Annotated in this window: 24 protein-coding genes; 15 read left to right on the forward strand and 9 right to left on the reverse strand. The window is 37.9% G+C overall.

Annotation, left to right across the window (positions count from 1 at the left end; genetic code table 11):
• Nucleotides 1-54 precede the first annotated feature (54 nt).
• Both CGC47_RS08460 and yidD read left to right on the forward strand, forming a co-directional pair.
• Entirely contained in the window at nucleotides 55-528 is a 474-nt protein-coding gene (locus CGC47_RS08460) for a DUF302 domain-containing protein (protein ID WP_052456139.1), read from the forward strand.
• 45 nt (nucleotides 529-573) lie between these two features.
• Nucleotides 574-804 carry a membrane protein insertion efficiency factor YidD gene (gene yidD / locus CGC47_RS08465; RefSeq protein ID WP_041988056.1) on the forward strand — a complete coding sequence of 77 codons (231 nt, stop codon included), beginning with the start codon at nucleotides 574-576 and terminating at the stop codon, nucleotides 802-804.
• A 408-nt stretch (nucleotides 805-1212) separates the two neighbouring features.
• Here the strand turns inward: yidD and CGC47_RS08470 are convergent, their stop codons facing one another.
• From CGC47_RS08470 to CGC47_RS08490, 5 genes are read right to left on the reverse strand one after another with little or no spacing between them, the layout of a single operon-like run.
• Nucleotides 1213-1989, reverse strand: a complete 777-nt coding sequence (locus CGC47_RS08470) for a TPM domain-containing protein (protein WP_042000744.1) — start codon at nucleotides 1987-1989, stop codon at nucleotides 1213-1215.
• A 2-nt stretch (nucleotides 1990-1991) separates the two neighbouring features.
• A complete protein-coding gene (locus tag CGC47_RS08475; RefSeq protein ID WP_042000747.1) occupies nucleotides 1992-2435 on the reverse strand; it encodes a TPM domain-containing protein in 444 nt (147 codons plus the stop codon).
• Between the two features lie 2 nt (nucleotides 2436-2437).
• Nucleotides 2438-3034: a LemA family protein gene (locus CGC47_RS08480; RefSeq protein ID WP_041988058.1), complete on the reverse strand. Its 597-nt coding sequence runs from the start codon at nucleotides 3032-3034 to the stop codon at nucleotides 2438-2440.
• A 24-nt stretch (nucleotides 3035-3058) separates the two neighbouring features.
• A complete protein-coding gene (locus tag CGC47_RS08485; RefSeq protein ID WP_013996421.1) occupies nucleotides 3059-3388 on the reverse strand; it encodes a MerR family transcriptional regulator in 330 nt (109 codons plus the stop codon).
• The gene (locus CGC47_RS08490; RefSeq protein ID WP_042000749.1) at nucleotides 3389-4366 is read right to left on the reverse strand and encodes a M23 family metallopeptidase; all 978 of its coding nucleotides are present in this window, start codon (nucleotides 4364-4366) and stop codon (nucleotides 3389-3391) included. It lies immediately after the preceding gene.
• A 147-nt stretch (nucleotides 4367-4513) separates the two neighbouring features.
• Between CGC47_RS08490 and alaS the strand changes: the two genes are divergently transcribed.
• The 11 genes from alaS (at nucleotide 4514) to CGC47_RS08545 (ending at nucleotide 15521) form a co-directional block, all read left to right on the forward strand.
• Nucleotides 4514-7150, forward strand: a complete 2637-nt coding sequence (gene alaS / locus CGC47_RS08495; RefSeq protein WP_095900237.1) for an alanine--tRNA ligase — start codon at nucleotides 4514-4516, stop codon at nucleotides 7148-7150.
• Between the two features lie 87 nt (nucleotides 7151-7237).
• Nucleotides 7238-8107: a ComEA family DNA-binding protein gene (locus CGC47_RS08500; RefSeq protein ID WP_042000751.1), complete on the forward strand. Its 870-nt coding sequence runs from the start codon at nucleotides 7238-7240 to the stop codon at nucleotides 8105-8107.
• 41 nt (nucleotides 8108-8148) lie between these two features.
• On the forward strand, nucleotides 8149-9285 hold the full coding sequence (locus CGC47_RS08505) for an acyl-CoA dehydrogenase family protein (RefSeq protein ID WP_042000753.1): 1137 nt from the start codon (nucleotides 8149-8151) through the stop codon (nucleotides 9283-9285).
• A 13-nt stretch (nucleotides 9286-9298) separates the two neighbouring features.
• Nucleotides 9299-10003 (forward strand): class I SAM-dependent methyltransferase, encoded by a 705-nt coding sequence (locus CGC47_RS08510; RefSeq protein WP_013996426.1) that lies wholly within the window; start codon nucleotides 9299-9301, stop codon nucleotides 10001-10003.
• A gap of 160 nt (nucleotides 10004-10163) precedes the next feature.
• Nucleotides 10164-10415 carry a hypothetical protein gene (locus CGC47_RS10800; RefSeq protein ID WP_052456140.1) on the forward strand — a complete coding sequence of 84 codons (252 nt, stop codon included), beginning with the start codon at nucleotides 10164-10166 and terminating at the stop codon, nucleotides 10413-10415.
• A 56-nt stretch (nucleotides 10416-10471) separates the two neighbouring features.
• Nucleotides 10472-11482, forward strand: a complete 1011-nt coding sequence (locus tag CGC47_RS08520; protein ID WP_042000755.1) for an NAD-dependent epimerase/dehydratase family protein — start codon at nucleotides 10472-10474, stop codon at nucleotides 11480-11482.
• 108 nt (nucleotides 11483-11590) lie between these two features.
• Nucleotides 11591-12373 carry a polyprenol monophosphomannose synthase gene (locus tag CGC47_RS08525; protein WP_013996429.1) on the forward strand — a complete coding sequence of 261 codons (783 nt, stop codon included), beginning with the start codon at nucleotides 11591-11593 and terminating at the stop codon, nucleotides 12371-12373.
• Nucleotides 12336-13676: a dihydroorotase gene (locus tag CGC47_RS08530; RefSeq protein WP_041999617.1), complete on the forward strand. Its 1341-nt coding sequence runs from the start codon at nucleotides 12336-12338 to the stop codon at nucleotides 13674-13676. Before CGC47_RS08525 ends, CGC47_RS08530 begins: the two co-directional genes overlap by 38 nt.
• A 6-nt stretch (nucleotides 13677-13682) precedes the next feature.
• Nucleotides 13683-14084: a DUF4296 domain-containing protein gene (locus tag CGC47_RS08535; protein ID WP_041999615.1), complete on the forward strand. Its 402-nt coding sequence runs from the start codon at nucleotides 13683-13685 to the stop codon at nucleotides 14082-14084.
• Between the two features lie 96 nt (nucleotides 14085-14180).
• Complete coding sequence (locus tag CGC47_RS08540; protein ID WP_231552256.1) at nucleotides 14181-14759, forward strand: DUF4271 domain-containing protein; 579 nt, start codon at nucleotides 14181-14183, stop codon at nucleotides 14757-14759.
• Between the two features lie 15 nt (nucleotides 14760-14774).
• Nucleotides 14775-15521: a uroporphyrinogen-III synthase gene (locus CGC47_RS08545; RefSeq protein WP_013996433.1), complete on the forward strand. Its 747-nt coding sequence runs from the start codon at nucleotides 14775-14777 to the stop codon at nucleotides 15519-15521.
• Between the two features lie 95 nt (nucleotides 15522-15616).
• Here CGC47_RS08545 and clpB read toward each other — a convergent pair whose 3' ends face one another.
• Nucleotides 15617-18199 (reverse strand): ATP-dependent chaperone ClpB, encoded by a 2583-nt coding sequence (gene clpB, locus CGC47_RS08550; protein ID WP_041999608.1) that lies wholly within the window; start codon nucleotides 18197-18199, stop codon nucleotides 15617-15619.
• 230 nt (nucleotides 18200-18429) lie between these two features.
• Here clpB and CGC47_RS08555 point away from each other — a divergent pair, with 230 nt between their 5' ends.
• Both CGC47_RS08555 and CGC47_RS08560 read left to right on the forward strand, forming a co-directional pair.
• Nucleotides 18430-19113 (forward strand): SDR family NAD(P)-dependent oxidoreductase, encoded by a 684-nt coding sequence (locus CGC47_RS08555; protein WP_095900239.1) that lies wholly within the window; start codon nucleotides 18430-18432, stop codon nucleotides 19111-19113.
• 2 nt (nucleotides 19114-19115) lie between these two features.
• The gene (locus CGC47_RS08560; protein WP_041999605.1) at nucleotides 19116-19949 is read left to right on the forward strand and encodes an endonuclease/exonuclease/phosphatase family protein; all 834 of its coding nucleotides are present in this window, start codon (nucleotides 19116-19118) and stop codon (nucleotides 19947-19949) included.
• Between the two features lie 55 nt (nucleotides 19950-20004).
• Here CGC47_RS08560 and CGC47_RS08565 read toward each other — a convergent pair whose 3' ends face one another.
• From CGC47_RS08565 to CGC47_RS08575, 3 genes are read right to left on the reverse strand one after another with little or no spacing between them, the layout of a single operon-like run.
• The gene (locus tag CGC47_RS08565; protein ID WP_041999602.1) at nucleotides 20005-20544 is read right to left on the reverse strand and encodes an RsmD family RNA methyltransferase; all 540 of its coding nucleotides are present in this window, start codon (nucleotides 20542-20544) and stop codon (nucleotides 20005-20007) included.
• Between the two features lie 4 nt (nucleotides 20545-20548).
• The gene (locus CGC47_RS08570; protein ID WP_095900240.1) at nucleotides 20549-21382 is read right to left on the reverse strand and encodes a DUF3822 family protein; all 834 of its coding nucleotides are present in this window, start codon (nucleotides 21380-21382) and stop codon (nucleotides 20549-20551) included.
• Nucleotides 21360-22016 carry a hypothetical protein gene (locus CGC47_RS08575; RefSeq protein ID WP_041913484.1) on the reverse strand — a complete coding sequence of 219 codons (657 nt, stop codon included), beginning with the start codon at nucleotides 22014-22016 and terminating at the stop codon, nucleotides 21360-21362. Before CGC47_RS08575 ends, CGC47_RS08570 begins: the two co-directional genes overlap by 23 nt.
• Between the last annotated feature and the right edge of the window lie 104 nt (nucleotides 22017-22120).

Consider the following 22120-nt stretch of genomic DNA (forward strand, 5'->3'; position numbering starts at 1 on the left):
AAAATTACAAGCAAAATCTTTTTATCAATCAATAAGTATAAAATAATAAAACCAATGCGTACTTTTTTACTGCTTTTTATGAGTTTACTTCTGCCCACGACTTTGTTTTCGCAAGATACTTGTACTACTTCTCACTCGGTAGTTAGTAGCTATGATTTCGATGAGACTCTAAAACGGCTTAAAGTGACCTTTGAGGAGAAAAATCTGACCCTTTTTGCTGAAATTGACCACACAGCACACGCCGAAAAAGTAGGTTTGCCACTTACTTCTGCCACCGTATTGCTGGTAGGAAACCCCAAGGCAGGTACGCCCTTAATGCAGCAGAATGTTGAAATAGCCATTGAGTTGCCTCTGAAAATCCTCGTTTTTAAAAAGGAAGGAACAGCTCAGGTTTATGTGCATTTCAAAAAATTAGTACCTTTGGCAAAACAATACTTCTCTTCAAATGATGCCCAGCTACACGCATCGTTAAAACAGATAGAAAATACAATGATACGTCTTATTGAGCAAACGGTAATGGAAAAATAAACCAATTACAAAGGCTCTTTTATCACATTTAATAGGATATTACCAATGGAATGGCTTAAAAAAATACTGATTTTTCCCTTTGTAGTACTTGTTCGCTTCTATCAGTTGTTTATTTCGCCCTTTACACCTTCGGCTTGTCGGTATGCGCCTACTTGTTCGCAATACACGTTAGAGGCTCTTAAAAAACACGGACTTTTCAAAGGCGGATACTTAGCGATCAAACGCATTGCTCGTTGCCATCCGTGGGGAGGCAGTGGCTATGACCCCGTTCCGTAAGTTCATTGCTGTTAAATACTGACTTTCTTTTCCTAGATGGCTACCTATATTTATAACAAAAGATAAAGGGCTTTTATAGGAAAGCTCATTGGCTTTTTCCTTTTTTCTTATATCATAGCGGTTTGCTCTATAATACCCTACACTAAATAGTTTGTTAGATAATATCTAAAGAATACGTTCATAGGGGCTTATTGCATAAGTGCTTACGCAAAAACAAATTTGATGATTTTTATCAAATCCTTGCAGAAAGAAAGTGAGTAAAAATGAGGAAGTAAACCTTCGGTACGTTGCTTTACCGAAAGGTAAGAAAAGAAAAACACCCATTACCATTGTGGTTTGAATAGAAACCTAAGGTAATGGGTGTATATTTATAAATATTTGAATAAGAAAAAGAGTGTACAAGTGGTATTACCAGCTTCCACTGGCACCGCCTCCGCCGCCCATACCTCCGCCGAAGCCACCAAAGCCTCCGAGTCCGCCCCCACTACCGAAGCCGCCAAAGCCTCCGCCCGAAGAGGAGCGTCTGCCCAAGCCACTAAGTAGGATAAAATCACCGAGGTCAAAACCGCCTCCGCCGAATTTGTCATTTCCTCCGCCTTTTCTTCCCTTTTTGGAAGCAAGAATTATCATCAGTGCGATGAATCCTACAAAAATCAAAAAGGCGAAGCCACTAAAAATTCCTGAGCTATTGCCCGAAGCCTCGTTTTTGTACGCTCCGGAGAGCACGGCAATGATGGCGGAAGTCCCTTGCTCGAACCCCGAATAATAGTCTTGATTTCGGAAATGAGGCAAGATGTCTCGTTCAATGATGCGTCGGCTTAAAGCATCGGTTAGTAATTCTTCCACACCATAACCCGTTGAGATGGCTATCTTGCGTTGGTTTACCGCCATAAGCAGCAGTACGCCGTTGTCTTTTCCCTTTTGTCCGACTCCCCACTGCGAAAGCATCTGTGCGGCCTGAAAATTGATGTCGTCTTCTACATCGCTTACAATGGCGATAACAATGCCTGTGGAGGTAGAGTCGGCATACTGAATGAGTTTGGTATTGAGTGCCTGTTGTTGGCTTTCATTTAGCAAACCCACATAATCTTGAACCGCTCGGTTTTCGAACAATTTTTTAGGCACGGATTGCGCTAAGCCCGTAGCGGTAATCAAGCATAATACTATGTAAAGGTATTTTTTCAACGTTAAATATTTCCTTTTGATATATCGTCAGTCAGTTCATTCACATCTTCCTTAGCGCAATACGGAAAATACTTTTGAAGAGCTTTTCCTGCCTTTCGTATTCCAGCGACAATACCCTCTTTGAATTTTCCTTCACGGAAGTAGCCGAGCATTTCGTCTTTTGTGCTTTCCCAGAAATCATCTTCCACCACATTATTGATGCCCTTATCGCCAAAAATAACGAAAGTTTTATCTTCTACAGCGAAATAAAACAATACGCCGTTGCGTTGGGCGGTGAGTGGCATATCCAGTTTTTCAAAGACTTCCATAGCGCGTAGGTAAGGGTCTTTTGAGGTGGTATTTTCCAAATGCACACGGATTTCCCCCGAGGTTTCCTTTTCAGCCTCGCCAACGGCACGAATGATTTCTCGCTCTTCTTGTGGGGTTAGAAACTGCTCGATATTCATTGTTATTTGAAATTAAACTCAACATTAGGGGCTTTTTCAGCACCTTGGTCGGCTTTGAAAAGTGCCATTGGCTCGTGCCCTGCAATACTTGCTACGAAATTTTTAGGGATTTTTCGGATATAGATGTTGTAGTTTCCTGCCGTTTCGTTAAAGCGATTTCGCTCTACGTTGATACGATTTTCAGTGCCTTCAATTTGCGATTGTAGCTCTAAAAAGTTCTGATTTGCTTTTAGGTCAGGGTAACGCTCCACAGAAACCAAAAGCCTTGAAAGTGCTGAAGAAAGTCCAGCTTGAGCTTCCTGAAATTGAGCCATATTTTCGGCATTAAGGTTTGAAGCATCAATATTTACGGAAGTAGCTTTGGCACGTGCTTCAATCACGTCTTTTAATGTACCGCGTTCAAAATCTGCTGCTCCTTGAACCGTTTTTACCAAATTACCGATTAAATCACTTCGCCTTTGGTAGGCACTTTCCACATTAGCCCATTGTTTTTGGGCGTTTCCACTCATTTCCACCATCGTATTGCTCACGCCAATGCCCCAAAATACTAACAGTGCTAAAAGTCCTACAATAACAATAAGAGGTAACCATCTTTTCATATTTATTCATTTTTAAAATTATTCTCAAAGTTCATTTTTTAGAGCCATTAAGGCTTGTTTTACACGCTCCAATTTACTAATGATTTCAAAATTGGAAAGCGTTTTTTGTTTTTCTTCCTTAAGCTTTTGCCGAGCTCCTTCCAAGGTAAATCCTCTTTCCTTTACCAGATGATAAATTAGCTCTAAAGTATTTACATCCTCTTTAGAAAATTTCCGGCTTCCTTTGGCATTCTTTTTAGGGTTAATAATCTCGAATTCTTTTTCCCAAAATCGGATAAGCGATGTGTTTACCCCAAAAGCTTTTGCCACTTCGCCTATGGTATAGTAGCGTTTTTCAGGCAATTGCACTTTCATCTAATCTAGGGTTTGGTTTTCTTGTGCCGAGATACGCAACATTTCAGCATATTCTTCGGTGGTTAAACTTCCGTAGTAAAAGTGTACAGGATTGATATGTTCACCATCTTTAAGCACTTCATAGTGAAGGTGTGGAGCTTGAGAGCGTCCCGTATTTCCTACAAAGCCTATGATGTCGCCTCGTTTTACTTTTTGCCCCACTCGAACATTATATTTACTTAAATGAGCGTATAGGCTTACGTAACCATATCCGTGGTCAATTCGGATATGCTCACCGTAACCTGCGGCATTGCCATCGGCACGAGTAATAACGCCGTCCCCAGCAGCATAAATGGGCGTACCTTGAGGTGCGGTAAAGTCCATTCCGTAGTGAAATTTACGGGCTTTGGTAAAGGGGTCGGTTCGCCATCCGTATCCTGAAGCCATTCGAGTAAGGTCTTTATTTTGAATGGGTTGTATAGCAGGAATGGCTGCCAGTAGCTTTTCTTTTTCCCGAGCCAAATAGGTAATTTCGTCCAATGATTTTGATTGAACGACTAATTGTTTTTGTAGAATTTCAAGTCTTTTGGTAGTATTGATAAGCAAATCAGAGTTGTTATATTTTTCAAGATGCTCATACCGATTGACTCCACCAAACCCACTTTTTCGTTGTTCGTCAGCAATTGGTGCAGCTTCAAAGTACAAGCGATAGATATTATTGTCGCGGTCTTGAATGTTTGCCAATACTTCTTCCATTTGCTTCATTTTCTTGTTGAGAATCTGGAAGTACGTTTCGTATTGTTTTACTTCACGCTGTAGGGTAAGCTCACGAGGAGTATAGAAAAACCGCGTGTTCACCATTAAAAACATTACTACTGCACCAAAAACGAGAGAACTTAGCAAAAATAAGCCAATATTTCTTACTTTTGTTCGCTTTCTGCTTTTAATACGCTTGTACGATAACGTTTCAGGGTCGTAATAATATTTTACTTTTTTCATAAGTTAAAAAAATACTATTTTTGTATGCTGAATTGTTCTGTAAAATAAATTCGCAAAAATACAGCAGTACAGCACACAAAGTTATAAAAAGAATTTGGTAAAAACAAAATTTATAAAAAACGGATATAAAACACACAATAAATAATGATGACTTCACAAGAAATACGTCGAGAGTTTTTGAAATTTTTTGAGGGCAAAGGGCATCTGATTGTACCTTCTGCACCTATGGTTATCAAAAACGACCCCACACTGATGTTCACCAACGCAGGTATGAACCAGTTCAAAGAATATTTTTTAGGTAATGGAAAACCCAAAAGTAAACGTATCGCCGACACTCAAAAATGTCTTCGCGTATCTGGAAAACACAATGATTTAGAAGAAGTTGGGAAAGATACCTATCATCACACAATGTTTGAGATGTTGGGCAACTGGTCATTTGGCGATTATTTCAAAAAAGAAGCGATTGCGTGGGCGTGGGAATTGCTAACTGAAGTCTACAAAATTCCAAAGAAAAACTTATACGTAACTGTTTTTGAAGGAAGTAAAGAAGATAATGTTCCTTTCGACCAAGAATCATTCGATATTTGGAAAGGACTCATTGCTGAAGACCGCATTCTTCTTGGAAATAAAAAAGACAATTTCTGGGAGATGGGCGATCAAGGTCCGTGTGGTCCGTGTACTGAAATCCACGTGGATTTACGTTCGGAAAGCGAGAAAAGCAAAATTTCGGGGCGTGATTTGGTCAATCAAGACCACCCTCAGGTCATCGAAATATGGAATAATGTGTTTATGGAGTTCAATCGCAAAGCCGACGGCTCACTCGAAAAATTACCTGCTCAGCACGTGGATACAGGAATGGGCTTCGAGCGACTTTGTATGGTTTTGCAAGGCGTGCAATCTAACTACGACACTGATGTCTTTACTCCTATCATTCAACGAATTGAAGAAATTACACAACATAAATACATCAAAGGAAATAATGTTTCCGCTGAGGAAGACCAAATCAATATTGCCATTCGCGTAATTGCCGACCATATTCGTGCCGTTTCTTTCGCCATTGCCGACGGACAGCTACCTTCCAACAACGGTGCAGGTTATGTTATTCGTCGTATTTTGCGTCGTGCTATCCGATATGGTTTCACTTTCTTAAATCAAAAAGAGCCTTTTATCTACAAATTGGTGGAAACTTTAGCTTTACAGATGGGTGAAGTTTTCCCAGAGATTGAAAAACAGCAAGTTTTGGTAGAAAATGTCATCAAAGAAGAAGAAGCCTCTTTTTTGCGTACCTTAGAGCAAGGACTGCTGATGCTCGATGTGATGATAAACAACATTTCGGACAATCAACTTTCTGGAAGTAAAGCCTTTGAACTTTACGATACTTACGGATTTCCTATCGACCTTACAGCTCTCATTCTTTCTGAAAAAGGATTAACGCTGGACGAAAAAGGCTTTGAGGAAAATCTTCAAAAACAAAAAGAACGCTCCCGAGCTGCTGCACAGGTAAAAGCCGATGATTGGGTGATTTTACGTGACGATGAAGAAGAGGAATTCATTGGCTATGACACGTTGGAGGCTATCGTTCGTTTGGTAAAATATCGGAAAGTAGAAAGCCAAAAAGATGGTACTTTCTATCAATTGGTTTTCAATGTAACGCCTTTTTATCCAGAAGGTGGAGGACAAGCAGGTGATAAAGGTACGTTACAATCGGCAAATGGGGGTATTACCTATATTGTTGATACTAAGAAAGAAAACAACCTGATTATTCATATTTCTGAGACTTTGCCAGATAATCTCAACGACCCTTTCAAAGCGGAAGTACATCCGTTAGGAAGAGCCTTTACACAAGCAAACCACTCAGCGACACACCTTTTGCATCAGGCACTTCGCGAGGTTTTAGGAACACACGTGGAGCAAAAAGGTTCGTTGGTCGATTTAAAACATCTTCGCTTTGACTTTTCTCATTTTCAGAAACTTACTCAAGAGGAAATCACAGAGATTGAAAGACGTGTCAATGAGCGAATTCAGCAAAAAATAGACTTGCAGGAACACCGCAACATTCCTATACAACAGGCGATGGATGCTGGAGCGATGGCTCTTTTTGGAGAAAAATATGGCGATAAGGTTCGTATGATTCAGTTTGGCGAGAGCAAAGAGCTTTGTGGAGGAACACACGTGAAAAATACGGGAGATATTTGGTATTTTAAAATTTTGTCGGAAGGAGCAGTAGCTTCAGGAATTCGCCGAATTGAAGCCATCACACAAGAAGCAGCCTTGGCGTACTTCAAAGAACAGGAAGCCATAGTAAGCCGACTTCGTCAATTAGTGAAAAACGCACAAGACCCGCTTAAAGCTGTTGAAAATCTGCAAGAAGAAAACACACGTCTGCAAAAAGAACTTGAAAATTTAAAGAAAGAACAAGCTAAAAACCTCAAATCTAACCTAAAAAATGAATTTAAGGAGGTAAACGGAATAGCTTTTCTGTCGCAAAAAGTGAATTTAGACATTGCCAATTTAAAAGACCTTGCTTTCCAATTAGGAAATGAAGTGCCCAACGCGTTTATTTTATTTGGCTCAGAGCAAGAAGACGGCAAAGCTCTGTTATTGTGCTACATATCCAAAGACTTAGTTTCTGAAAAAGGATTAGATGCAGGGAAAGTAGTTCGCGAATTGGGCAAATACATTCACGGAGGCGGAGGCGGACAACCTTTCTTTGCCACAGCAGGAGGTAAAAATCCAGCAGGTATCGAGGAGGCTTTAAGCAAAGCAATTGAGTTTTTAAATTAAGAGGAAACGGACGTAAATGAGAGCAAATTTGCGTCCGTTTTTTATTTTTGAGCAGATTTTTCAAGAAAAACACTTAAAAATTCCAAGATGTACAAAAAAGGATTTTTTTCATTACAACCCGACCAGCGCAAAGGAGTTTTTGTTTTGTTGGTGCTTATCGTTGTGGTTCAGTGCATTTATTTTTGGGTGGATTTTCAAAAAATGCCTCAAAGTGAAAGTACCGAATTTGTTACGCTTAAAAAGCAATTAGATTCTTTAAAAAATCTTGAGCAAGAGGTTAAGAAAGACAGTGTTTTTGCCTTTAACCCTAATTTTATTACTGATTATCGAGGATATGTTTTGGGATTGACCACTGAAGAAATTGATCGCTTGCATACTTTCCGAAAGCAAGGCAAGTTTGTTCATTCTGCCAGTGAATTTCAGCAAGTCACTCAAGTATCGGATAGTCTTTTAGCGGTAATTTCGCCCTATTTTAAATTCCCCGAATGGGTGAAAAATACCCAAAAACAAAAGAAATCATTCGATAAGACTTCCGTGCCAACTTCAAAAGCGCCTAAAAAAGACCTAAATACAGCTACTGAGGAGGATTTGATGAAAGTTTATGGTATAGGTAAGGTGCTCTCACAACGGATTTTGAAATACAAACAACGCATACAGGGCTTTTCTGAAATTTCGCAGCTCAAAGAGGTGTATGGACTTGAGGAGGAAGTTGTTGAGCGCATAATGCTACAATTTGAAATACAGACGCCTCCTTCTATTGAAAAACAAGATATCAACACTATTGGGTTGTACGAATTGGCTAAAATTCCGTATATGGATTTTGATTTAGCAAAAAAGCTCATTGGTTTGCGTTCAGAAGTGGGGAATATTCTTCATTTTAACGATTTATTGCAAATTGAAGGGTTTGATGAGGTAAAAATTAAACGAATTCAGTTATATTTGCAAATTCACGATTAGATAATTTTAACCGAGTTAAGGCTCTAAAAGTTTTTGTAATTATGATTTTTGACTATTCAGAAACCCAAAATATGGTTGCCGAGTCGGCAAGGGATTTTGCAGAAAAATACATTCGTCCGTATATTATGCAATGGGATGAGGCTCAGGAATTTCCAGTAGATGTTTTCCGAAAAGCTGGTGAAATGGGCTTTATGGGGGTTTTAGTGCCCGAAATGTACGGAGGCTCAAATTTGGGGTATCACGAATACATCGCCATTATAGAAGAGATTTCAAAAGTTGACCCTTCAATTGGCTTATCTATTGCAGCACATAATTCATTATGCACCAATCATATACTTTCTTTTGGGAATGAATTCCAAAAAAGCAAATGGTTACCTAAATTGGCTTCAGGGGAGTGGATTGGCGCTTGGGGGCTTACCGAGCACAATACGGGGTCTGATGCTAAAGGAATGCATACCGTAGCTCGTAAAGAGGGCGAAACTTGGGTAATTAACGGCACAAAAAATTTTATTACTCACGGAAAATCAGGAGATATTGCCGTCATTATTGCACGTACGGGCGAAAAAGGAGATAATCACGGAATGACCGCTTTTGCTATTGAAAAAGGCACTGCCGGATTTAGTAGCGGTAAGAAGGAGAATAAATTAGGAATGCGTGCCAGTGAAACTGCCGAATTAGTATTTCAAGATTGCCGAATCCCAGACGCGAACCGTTTGGGTGAGGTGGGAGAAGGCTTCATTCAGGCAATGAAAATCTTAGATGGCGGACGTATTTCCATTGGAGCTCTTGCGTTAGGTATTGCTAAGGGGGCTTATGAGGCCTCTGTAAAATACGCCCAAGAGCGTGAACAGTTTGGCAAACCTATTTTCCAATTCCAAAGTATTGCCTTCAAGCTGGCGGATATGGCAACCGAGATAGAGGCTTCGGAATTGTTGCTTCATAAAGCCGCATTTTTAAAAAATGAAGGAAGGAATGTTACCAAATTAGGGGCTATGGCAAAAATGTATGCTTCAGAAGTTTGTGTTCGTGTGGCTACCGACGCCATACAAATTCACGGCGGATATGGCTATACTAAGGATTTTCCAGTAGAGAAATTCTTCCGCGATTCAAAGTTGTGTACCATTGGCGAGGGAACTACCGAAATTCAAAAACTAGTGATTTCCCGAAATATTATTTAATTCAAAATCGATAATGAAGGATCTTTTCGGACAAGCCATTTTGGATTACCAACTTGGCAGGCATACGGAAGATATCCGAACCGAAACTACCATTTCGGAAGAAGATTTTTTACCTGTTTCGTATCTTTTTCGCAGCTTTGACCAAATGCCCGAGTTAGAGCAAATGGCACTGCAAATGGCACGAGGTAAGGTACTTGAGGTGGGTTGTGGAGCTGGAAGCCACGGATTGTACTTGCAAAATCAGCGAAATTTAGACGTTTTTTCGGTAGATATATCGCCCAAAGCGGTGGAGGCTTGTCAGTTGCGTGGGTTAAAAAATGTTTCTGTTGCCGATGTGATGAACATTGAAGGCAAATTCGATACTATTTTGCTCTTGATGAATGGTGCTGGAATGTGCGGACGGCTCAAAAAAATGCCTACTTTTTACACCAAACTCAAATCACTACTCAACCAAGGCGGACAAATACTGACCGACTCTTCAGATATTATCTATATGTTTGACCAAGAAGAAGATGGAACTTATTGTGTGCCACTTCATTTTGATTATTATGGCGAAGTAGATTATCAAGTGAGTTACAAAGGCGAAAAAGAAGTTCCCTTTGCGTGGATGTATGTTGATTACAATACGCTTCAAAATGTGGCTTTTTCGGTGGGGCTTGATTGTGAACTGCTCAAAGAAGGCAAACACTTTGATTATTTAGCAAAATTAAGCGTGTAGAGATATGAAAAAAATTGTTTTTTTAAATGTGCAGAAAAACAAGGCTTTACTGTTTTTATTTGTTTTGATATTGGTGCTGTTTTTTGTTAATTTCGTTTTGTGGCAGAATAAGTATTTGAGGGTTTCTTTTTATTTATTTCTGACGATTTACTTGTCAAAAATGTTTTGGTTTAGAAATTATTTTGAATGGAACAAAATGGGGTTTCTCATCAAAATCAACTCATTTTTTGGCAAAAATTATATGGTATCCGACATTCAAACCATTGTGTTTCAGTCTTATGGATTTAAAATAATCAAAAATAATGGTAATGAAAAAACGTTTTGCCTAAAACATATCACTGCGGAAAGCAAACAACGGCTTTTTGATATTTTAAAGTCCTATAAAGGCATCACATTTATCAGTGCCGAATAAACCTTGTTTTCGCTGTAAAAAATGTATATTTGTGAGGTTATTCATCTGAGTTATTTATGATTTTAGTCACTGGAGGTACAGGATTATTAGGCGGACATCTACTGCTTCATCTTGCTGAAAATCAACAGATAATTAGAGCTATTTATCGTGATATTTCTGCTTTGGAAAAGGTAAGACGTTTTTTTCTGCTTCAAACCTCAAAAGGGCAACAACTTTTTGAAAAAATAGAATGGGTTCGTGCCGATATTACTCAAATTCCCGAATTAGAACTCGCCTTTAAGGGGATAACTCAAGTGTTTCACGCAGCGGGCTTTGTTTCTTTCAACCCCCAAGATGCCGAAATACTGTACAAAATCAACATTGAAGGAACGGCAAATGTGGTGAATCTTTGTATTGATTTTAAAATCAAAAAGTTGTGTTATGTGAGTTCTGTAGCCGCTCTCGGCAAAGAAGGAGCGAAGGGAATTGATGAAAATTCACATTGGAATTCTGACGATAACAACCACGATTATGCTATCAGTAAGCACGGCGGAGAAATGGAAGTATGGCGAGCCTCGCAAGAAGGGGTAGATGTGGTAGTGGTAAACCCTGCTGTTATTTTGGGTAGCGGATTTTGGGAAGCTCCTTCTTCTTTGATTTTTAGTAAAATAAACGACGGATTGCCCTATTATACCACGGGTGGAACGGGTGTAGTTTCATCCGATGATGTTGCCCGAGCGATGATACAACTAATGCAGTCCGACATTAAAAATGAGCGTTTTGTTTTAAACCAAAGCAATATCACTTACAAACAATTACTTACTTCAATTGCCGAAAAATTGGGTAAAAAGCCTCCAAAGCGAAAAATATCGTATACAATTTTGGTAATTTTAGCTATCTTAGATGGATTTTTTAGTTTTTTACGAATTAAAAAGCGAAAGCTGACCTTGAATAATGCCCAATCATTAAGTACAATTTCTGCTTATAATGGCGAAAAAATCACCCAAATCCTTGATTTTTCGTACACACCACTTAACCGAACACTTCAAAAAATAACTGATGATTTTAAATCCGAATTCGGAAAATGATTTCGGAATAAGAGAAAAATTAGGTAAGAAATAAAATTATTAAAACTTTAATGGTTCATTCTTTTTGAATATGTTATTTTTGCCTTTTAATTCAAATCGTTGCTCCTTATGTCGGAACACAAAAATGTAGTTATCATCCCCACTTATAACGAGATAGAGAATATCGAAGCCATCATTCGAGCGGTTTTTGAATTGCCTGTTTCGTTTGATGTTTTGGTGGTGGACGATAATTCGCCCGACGGTACGGCACTTTGTGTTCAAAACTTGCAACGATTGTTTCCCGAACGTCTTTTTTTGGAGGTAAGAACTGGCAAATCAGGCTTGGGAACGGCTTATGTACACGGTTTTAAGTGGGCGTTGTCTCGCACTTACGATTATATATTCGAAATGGATGCCGATTTTTCGCATAATCCTGCTGATTTATGCCGACTTTATGAGGCTTGTGCCAAATGTGGCTACGATATGGCTATCGGTTCGCGATATGTAAAAGGGGTAAATGTAGTGAATTGGCCTCTGCAACGTGTTTTGCTTTCGTACGGAGCATCACTATACGTTAAGGTAATTACAGGAATGACCATCAACGACCCCACTGCCGGATTTGTATGTTATTCGCGTAAGGTAATTGAGGTCATTGATTTGGATAAAATTCAGTTTGTGGGTTATGCTTTTCAAATCGAAATGAAGTACAAAGCCTATTTGAAAAAATATAAAATTGTTGAAATTCCTATTATTTTTACCGATAGGGTCAATGGCGAATCCAAAATCAATAAAGGGGTAATCAAAGAAGCCATTTTTGGTGTTTTTTCGATGCGATTAAAGCATCTTTTCAAAAAATATAAAACTTCGAGAAAATATGAATACATATCTGATAGTCAATGCGAAAATAGTTAACGAAGGACAAATCTCTCATTCGGATATACTCATTGAAAATGGGCGTATTTCAAAAATTGCTTCGCAAATAACGCTAAAAGGTAATGTGCAAGTTATTGATGCTCAGGGTGATTTCGTTCTTCCTGGGGTGATTGATGACCAGGTGCATTTCCGCGAGCCAGGGCTCACTCACAAAGCCAATATTGCCGCCGAAAGTGCAGCAGCCGTTGCCGGCGGGGTAACTACTTTTTTTGAGCAACCCAACACTCAACCTCAAACCACTACTTTGCAGTATCTTGAAGAAAAATTCAACATTGCCTCTCGGACTTCCTTTGCGAATTATTCATTTTTCTTAGGAGGAACCAATGACAATTTGGAAGAACTGAAAAAGTTGGAAAAAAACGTTTGTGCAGGGGTCAAACTTTTTTTAGGCTCTTCTACAGGTAATATGTTGGTAGACAATGAAAAGACTATTGAAACCATTTTTTCAAATGTCGATGCCATTATTGCTGCACATTGCGAAGATGAGCAAACCATTCGGCAGAATTTAGCACAACAACAAGCCATTTACGGTGAGGATATTCCTGTTGAGCAACATCCTATAATTCGCAGTGATGAGGCTTGTTATTTATCCTCTTCAAAGGCGGTGGCTTTGGCCGAAAAAACAGGTGCACGTTTGCACGTTTTTCATCTTTCTACAGAAAAAGAAACGGCACTTTTCAGAAACGATATTCCTCTCAAAGATAAAAAGATAACTGCTGAAGTTTGTGTGCATCATCTTTGGTTTTCTGATGCGGATTATGCCCAAAAAGGAAGCTTTATAAAATGGAATCCTGCCGTGAAAAAGGCTTCCGATAGAGCCGCCTTGTGGGAAGCCTTGCTTGACAATCGTCTTGATGTAATTGCTACCGACCACGCCCCGCATACCTTGTCTGAGAAATCAAATCAAAAGTATGCACAAATTCCTTCGGGTGGTCCGTTAGTGCAACACGCCTTAATAGCAATGCTTGAAAAAATGAAACAAGGTAAAATTACCATTGAAACTTTGGTGGAGAAAATGTGCCATAATCCAGCAATTTTATTTCAAGTGAAGGAAAGAGGCTTTATCCGAGAAGGATATTTTGCGGATTTGGTTATCGTAGATGTCAATTCGCCTTGGCAGGTAACCAAAGAAAATATCTTGTACAAATGCGGATGGTCTCCTTTTGAAAATGAAACTTTTCAAGCCAGAGTAACCCATACTTTTGTCAACGGATTTTTAGCATATCAAAACGGGATAGTTACTGCTATACCATACGGAAAACGAATTATGTTCAATAGGTAAAGTATTATGAAACAGTTATTTATTGTGCTTTTTTTGATTTTGACGCTTTTCGGATGTCGGCAAAACATCATTCCTAAGCCTGAAAATTTGATTTCCGAACGCCAAATGGAAAAAATTATGTATGACCTTATGCTTTTAGATGCTATCAAAAGTACAGACTATACTTATATGGAGCAACAAAAGGCTAACTTCACACAGCTTATCTATGAAAAATATGCCATTGATAGCCTTCAACTGGCGGAAAGTATGGTGTATTATGCCTCGATTCCTAAGGTGTACAATCGGATGATGAATTCGGTGGAACAACGATTGAAAGAGAATAAAAAGCAATTTTCTTCAGAAAAAGATTCATTATCAGGTGATATGAAAAAAATTAGAAAAGAAAACGCAGAATTAATTCAAGAATAATCATTACAACTATTGGAAGGTATAGAGATACATACAGGTGTGTTGCCCCAGTGGGTTTTTGTTGTTTTTTTGCTGATTTTTTCAGTACTTGCCCTGATGAGGGCGTCTTTTCCCAATCGATTTACTGAATTTTTAAAACTTCCAGTAAACAATCGTTTTGTAGTTATTTACGAAAAAAAGGAAAAGAAAATACACATTTTTACTTTTATTTCATTGGTTTTGCAATGGATTTCTTTGAGTTTGCTAGTTTATGTTTGGCTTTTGTTTTATCACGTAAAATTACCTTTTATCACAGGAGTAGATTTTTTAGACCTAGCATTACTACTTTTAGGCTTTTTGGGGTTGAAATATTTTTTTCAGAAAAATTTAATTCATCTTTTTGATTTAAGATATTTTGGAAAAAGCTACATATATAATCGGATTATTTATTCGAGTTACGCCTCTTTTTTAACAGTCATTTTGTTGTTTTTGGTAGTATATGTACAAATTTTGAATGCTTACTCATTTAACTTTCTTTTTTTTATACTATTGATTATTAATTTGTTAAGTTGGTTTACTTTTATAAAAACAAATCAATTAAAAATAAAACCTTATTTGATTTATTTTATTTTATATCTTTGCACCTTTGAAATAGCACCGTATGTTTTCCTGATGTATGGGCTTGAGTTTGTTTAAACTAAACTAAAAAAAATGAAAGTTAAAACTATTTTAGTTTCACAACCAGAACCCAATGCGGAGAATTCTCCTTATGCTCAAATTATAGAAAATCAAAAGGTTAAGGTTGATTTCAGACCTTTTATTGCTGTGGAAGGAGTAACAGCAAAAGATATTCGACGACAAAAAATAGATTTAACTAAATTCACAGCCATCATTCTGACCAGTCGTAAAGCGGTTGACCATTATTTCCGAATTGCGGAAGAGATGCGCTTCAAAGTACCTGATACGATGAAGTACTTCTGCCAATCCGAAGCCGTAGCTTTTTATTTACAAAAATATATAACTTACAGAAAAAGAAAGATTTATGTAGGTAAAAAAGATTTTGCGGATTTGCTCGTTTTGATGAAAAAATACAAAGATGAGCAATTTTTACTTCCAGGGTCAGATGTGTTGAAACCTGAAATTCCAATTGCATTGAATGATTTGAAAATCAAGTGGGAACGAGGGGTTTTCTATCGTACCGTACATTGTGATTTATCGGATTTAAAAGCGATTGATTACGATATTTTAGCTTTTTTCAGTCCTTCAGGCATTGAATCGCTGTTTAAGAATTTTCCTGATTTTAAGCAAGAGAAAACGCGTATAGCTGTTTTTGGTGATTCCACGATGAAAGCTGCTCAAGAGGCTGGGTTGAATATTGATATCAAAGCACCCGCCCCAGGAGTTCCTTCTATGACAATGGCTTTGGAACAATATATTAGTAAAGTGAACAAAAAATAATCTAATAATCAAAAGGCTACCAACAAGGTAGCCTTTTTTATCTAACAACATTCAAAATATTCAGTGTTTTTTGAATATTTCTTTCCTTTTTGATTTTAATTTCTGAAAACTAATTGATTATCAAAGGCATCTAATAGAATAGTTTTATCTTTGTGAATGTTACCACTCAAAATTTCTTTAGATAGTCGGTTAAGTACCTCTTTTTGAAGTGTTCGTTTTACGGGACGAGCTCCAAATTGAGGGTCAAAGCCTTTTTCTGCTAAATAATCAATCGCCTGATCGGTAGCATCAAGCAAAATATTTTCACGAGCTACCATTTTGATGATAGAACGCAATTGCAAACGTACAATGCTTCGGATATTTTCGCGAGTGAGTGGCGTAAACATCACAATATCATCAATTCGGTTAATGAACTCAGGGCGAACCGATTGCTTCAATAATTGCAAGACATCATCTTTGGCAATTTCGGTGGCTTTTTCAAGGTCATTTGCGTATTTTTCAAAACTTTCTTGTATCAAATGGCTACCAATGTTGGAGGTCATAATGATAATGGTGTTTTTGAAATCGGCAGTACGCCCTTTGTTGTCTGTAAGTCGCCCTTCGTCAAGTACTTGTAACAGAATGTTAAACGTGTCGGGATGAGCCTTTTCGATTTCGTCCAACAAAATTACTGAATAAGGTCTTCGGCGAACGGCTTCGGTAAGTTGTCCACCTTCGTCGTAGCCCACGTACCCAGGAGGAGCTCCTACCAATCGGCTAACGGCGTGGCGTTCTTGATATTCGCTCATATCTATACGCGTCATAGCATTCTCATCGTCAAATAGATACTCGGCAAGGGCTTTGGCAAGTTCGGTTTTTCCGACCCCAGTTGTACCCAAGAAAAGGAACGAACCGATAGGCTTTTTCGGGTCTTGTAAACCTGCCTTGCTTCGGCGGATAGCATCGGAAATGGCTTCGATGGCTTCCTCTTGCCCTACGACACGTTTGTGCAGTTCGCTTTCTAATTTCAGTAATTTTTCGCGTTCGCCTTGCAACATTTTCGTTACAGGAATTCCTGTCCATTTGGCAACTACTTCGGCGATATTTTCCGATGTAACTTCCTCTTTTATAAGGGAATTACCTTGTGCTTCGTCTAATTTTTCTTGAAGAAGTACCAATTTGTCTTGGGCTTCTTTGATTTTTCCATAACGAAGTTCGGCTACTTTAGCATAATCGCCCTCGCGTTCGGCTTTTTCAGCTTCAAGTTTGTAATTTTCGATGGCTTCTTTGGTGGTTTGCACCTCGTCAATCACATTCTTTTCGCTTTGCCATTTGGCGAAAATATCGTTTCGCTCTTCCTTCAAATTGGCTACATCGGCATAAAGCATTTTGAGTTTTTGCTCATCATTTTCACGCTTAATGGCTTCAATTTCAATCTCTAACTGCATTATTTTTCGATCGAGAACATCCAATTCTTCGGGTTTCGAATTGATTTCCATACGCAATTTTGCAGCGGCTTCGTCCATTAAATCAATCGCTTTATCGGGCAGAAAACGATTGGTAATGTAACGCTCGGAAAGTTCAACGGCAGCAATGATGGCTTCGTCTTTGATGCGAACTTTGTGATGCGTTTCGTACTTTTCTTTAATTCCACGAAGGATAGAAATGGCACTTTCTGTATCGGGTTCTTCTACCATAACTTTCTGAAAACGACGCTCTAAGGCTTTGTCTTTTTCGAAATATTTTTGATATTCGTCCAATGTTGTGGCTCCGATAGCACGTAATTCGCCTCGAGCCAAAGCAGGTTTGAGAATGTTGGCAGCGTCCATTGCTCCTTCGCCACCACCAGCACCCACAAGCGTATGGATTTCGTCAATGAAAAGAATGATATTTCCGTCTGACGAAGTAACTTCTTTTACAACGGATTTTAGTCGTTCTTCAAATTCGCCTTTGTATTTCGCACCTGCAATCAAGGCTCCCATATCCAAAGAATAGATGGATTTATCTTTCAGATTTTCAGGAACATCTCCTTGAACAATACGATGAGCTAATCCTTCGGCGATGGCAGTTTTTCCTACTCCAGGTTCTCCTACGAGCATTGGGTTGTTTTTGGTTCGTCGAGAAAGGATTTGCAATACACGACGGATTTCTTCATCACGCCCAATCACGGGGTCAAGTTTGCCACTATCCGCCATTTGATTGAGATTTTTCGCGTATTTGTTAAGCGAGTTGTAGGTTTCTTCTGCGGAAGCCGAAGTTACGCGTTCACCTTTACGCAATTCCTGAATGGCTTTTTCAAGGTCTTTTTCTTTAACGCCTTGGTCTTTAAGAGATTGTCCTATCTTGCTGTTTGACTTGAAGATAGCTGAAATTAAATGCTCAATGGAAACGTATTCGTCATTCATTTTTTTGGCGATGTTTGCCGCCTCGTTGAGCATTGTATTTGCTTCGCGTGAGAGCGACATTTGTCCGCCACTAACCTTTGGAAAACTTTGTAAGGCAGTTTCTAACACTTTTGAGAGTTGCTCTCTTTTGATATTCAGTTTTTTAAGTAAGAAAGGCAATACGTTTTGGTCAACTTCTTCAATGGCTTTGAAAAAGTGTTCGTTTTGCAATTCTTGATGTCCGTAACTTTGAGCTATTTGCTGGGCTCGTTGTACGGCTTCTTGCGATTTGATGGTATAATTGTTAAAATTCATAGTCCTAATGTTTTTGTGTGTTCGGTGATGTATAGTCAATTTTTATACCATTAAAAAATAAATGACTTTTTGTCTTGTTGTTTTTTTGATTTCAAGTGCAATTATTCATTATCAGTTCATTTTGTAATTTATTTTTATGACAAATTGTCATATTTGATGGTTGTTTACAGATATAAATGCATAAAAAATATAAAAATAATTATCTTTGCTCGTCTTAAAATAGTTTTGTAGTGGCTAAAAAAATCATTATTACAGGAACAAGTAGAGGTATCGGACTTGCATTAGCAAAACAATTAGCAGAGGCTGGGCATCAGGTTTTGGCACTTTCACGTAATGAAACCCCGATACAAGCCTTGAAACATCAAGGCATTCAGAGTTTACCTTTTGATATTACTTCCAGAACCAGTTTGGGGCAACTTTCAATATTTTTAAAAGAACAATGGGGTAGGGTAGATGTGCTTATTCATAATGCTGGAAAATTGGTAAACAAACCTTTTGAAGTAATTACTTCTTCTGATTTCTTATCGGTATATGAAGTGAATGTATTTGGTGTGGCTCATCTTACCCAAGTAGTTTTACCTTTTATGCCTACTGAAAGTCACGTAGTTGCTATAAGCAGTATGGGAGGGGTTCAAGGAAGTTTAAAGTTCTCGGGCTTAGCCGCGTATAGCTCATCAAAGGGCGCTTTAATTACTTTGATGGAACTACTTGCCGAAGAATATAAAGATAAAAAAATAGCTTTCAATACATTAGCTTTGGGGGCAGTACAAACTGAGATGCTTCAAGAGGCTTTTCCCGATTATCAAGCGAATACTTCACCGGAGCAAATGGCTGAATTTATAGCTAATTTTGCACTAAACGGACATAGATGGTTTAATGGAAAACTCATACAAGTTTCAAATACAACACCTTGAAAATGAAAGTTTTTAAAAATACACTCACTTATTTTGGATTATTATTTGGCGTGGTGGCTCAGGCACAATCTGTTTCCGTGATGAGCTATAATATTCGTTACGATAACCCTCACGACAAAGAAAATGCTTGGACACAAGGCGATAGAAAAGAAAAAGTAATTCAGGTGATAAAGGAGCAAAATCCTGATATTTTAGGAGTGCAGGAAGCTTTGGCGCATCAAGTAGCATATCTTGAAGATCATCTTTCTGATTACCAATTTGTTGGAGTCGGAAGAGATGATGGTGACTCAGCAGGGGAATATGCGGCTATTTTTTTCAATACGAATAAATTTCAATTGCTGGATAGTGGTTATTTTTGGCTTTCTGAAACTCCCGAAAAGCCATCAAAAGGTTGGGATGCTACTTGTTGCAATCGTATCGCGACTTGGGTGAAACTTCAAATGGGGAAAGTGTCGTTTTATGTTTTCAACACGCATTTTGACCACGAAGGTGAAATAGCCCAACAAGAAAGCGCTCGATTATTACAAGAAAAAATGCTACCTTTAATTAAGGCAAAAATCCCGATATTGCTATTAGGTGATTTGAATATTACTCCTGATAATAAGGCTATCGCCTCGATACAAACCATACTTAAAGATACTTTCAAGAAAGAAGATAATAATCACAATGCTACATTTAATGCTTTTGACCTTAATAATCTTCCTACTAAACGTATTGATTATATATTTATTAGTAAATATTTGAAATCGAAAAACTATAGGATAATTGACAAAAAAATAAATGGGTTATATCCTTCCGATCATTTTCCGATTACTGCCCAAATAAAGTTGCGTTAATTCTTATTGGCTAAGCTTGAGACTAAAAAATCATCACATTTTTTAAAACCTCGTTTTACTCCATTTCAAAGAAAGAAAAAACGCTACCTCCGTATTTTTTATCGTAAGAAAAATATGGAAGCTCTGATAGGTCAATGTGTTTGGTATGTTCAATAATGAGCAAACCTTCTTCCAAAAGGAGCTGGTTTTCAAAGATATGATTTACAATTTCAGAAAATTTTTCAATCGAAAAATCGTAAGGAGGATCAGCAAAAATGATATCGAAGTTTTGTTTTGATTTTTTTAAAAATTCAAACACGTCCGATTTTATAGCCGTGATGGGGTATTCCAACTCTTTTGCAGTTTTACTAATAAATTGTACGCAACCATAGTGACTATCCACCGAAATGATGCTTTGACTTCCTCTGCTGGCAAATTCATAACTGATATTTCCAGTGCCTGAAAATAAGTCTAATACCGAGATTTCATCAAAGTAATAATGGTTATTCAAAATATTGAACAAAGCCTCTTTGGCAAAATCTGTAGTAGGGCGTACGGGTAGTTTTTGAGGGGCTATTAGGCGTTTGCCTTTGTTTTTGCCTGAGATGATTCGCATAAAATTAAAATTGTTGCGTTAGTAAAAAATGCTGACGAGCTAAGGTTTGGTCCATACCTTGTGATAGTGGTTTGGCATTGGTTTTCATAAAATATACATTTCGGATGTACTTACGTAATCCGTGATAAATTAGAGAATTACGTGTTATTTCTCCTGAAATATAAATAGGAACTTTTTCCGTTTTAACCTCAAGTTGCTCTACCGAATACAGCAAAAAATATAATAAATCTTCTATAGTTTCATAAGGAAAACGATTCAAGAATTGTAATTTTTTATTTTTAAAATACACCAAGTAGAATGAGCTTTGTTCCACGTACATATAGGTGGCTTCCTGCTCGTGTGAGGCGTAGTGAGTGAGAAACATTTTCAAAAGAGAGGTTGTAAAATGTTGATAATCAAAATATCCGTAATGTTCCAAAAGGATATTGTTCACCAAGGTATTGGGCACATATAAGTTAACGGCTTCTAAAGGCTCAATATCATCAATTTCTACAAAATCAGTAGGATTGGTTTCAACGCTGTATTTCAGGTAACTAGAAGCAAATTCTTTTCCAGTGAAAAGGGCTTTGGGAATAAGGGAAAAGAGCTGATTGTTATGTAGTACCTTAATGGTATTAAAATCTTGCCGTAAATCACTTTCAGAAAAAAGTAATGCACGGAGTTGCTTTTCCATTTCTAGCGCATTGGTATGATTCAAATCAATTTTAAAGTGATAGATTGATTCTATACAATTTAACGCAGGATTGAAAATGCAAAAAGAAAGTCCACTCAAATCAATTTGAATGGACAATTCTTTAAAGTAAGTGTTTATAATACTATTTTCTTGAAGTCTTTGCATCGTATAATGTAGGCCAGTTTCCGTTCGAGTTTACATCATCTAACGAACCTACTTTAATATCTTTTCCTTTAACATCATCAACGGTATTTTTGAGCGTTTCCTGAGCAACAGCTTCTTTGTCCAAGTCCCAAAGCACAATTTCTTTCGGAACAGAAGCCTCAAATACAGAAACTTTGTAGCCATTCTTGTCAATCATTTGCGATTTCATAACAAACTCTTGTTCTTTTTTCTGAGCATAAGGAACGAAACGCATTTTTTTGTATCGGTCAGAGTCTTTGAATAAAGAGTCTTTCACAGAAACGTATCCTAAGGTGTCAATAACCACTCCTTGCTTCATTACATCAATTCGGTAACTTTTGTCGTATTCTGTCCAACTGGTATCACGTTGTGATGTGATGGTAAACTTTGATGTTTCGATAAATTTTTCCAATTCGTCAAAATTCGAGGCATACTTTCCTGTAACTACCCGATGCGCCTCTTGTGCGTCGCGTATGTCTTTTAATCTATGAATAACCGCTGTGTAGCGTTTTTGTTTGGTTTTATTAAATTCGATAGGGGCAGTTACCGATCTTACAATCATGTAACAGAAAAAAATAGATAATGCCCAAAGTGCAATTTGAATAATTTTTTTCATTGTTAAAATATTTTTTTTAAACGATTTCTTTTGACTGGTACACGCAAACGTACGACTTTTTTTTCATACTCAAAAAGATTTTATCCTAAAAAAAGCAATAAATT

Source organism: Capnocytophaga canimorsus, assembly GCF_002302565.1.
GTDB lineage: Bacteria > Bacteroidota > Bacteroidia > Flavobacteriales > Flavobacteriaceae > Capnocytophaga > Capnocytophaga canimorsus.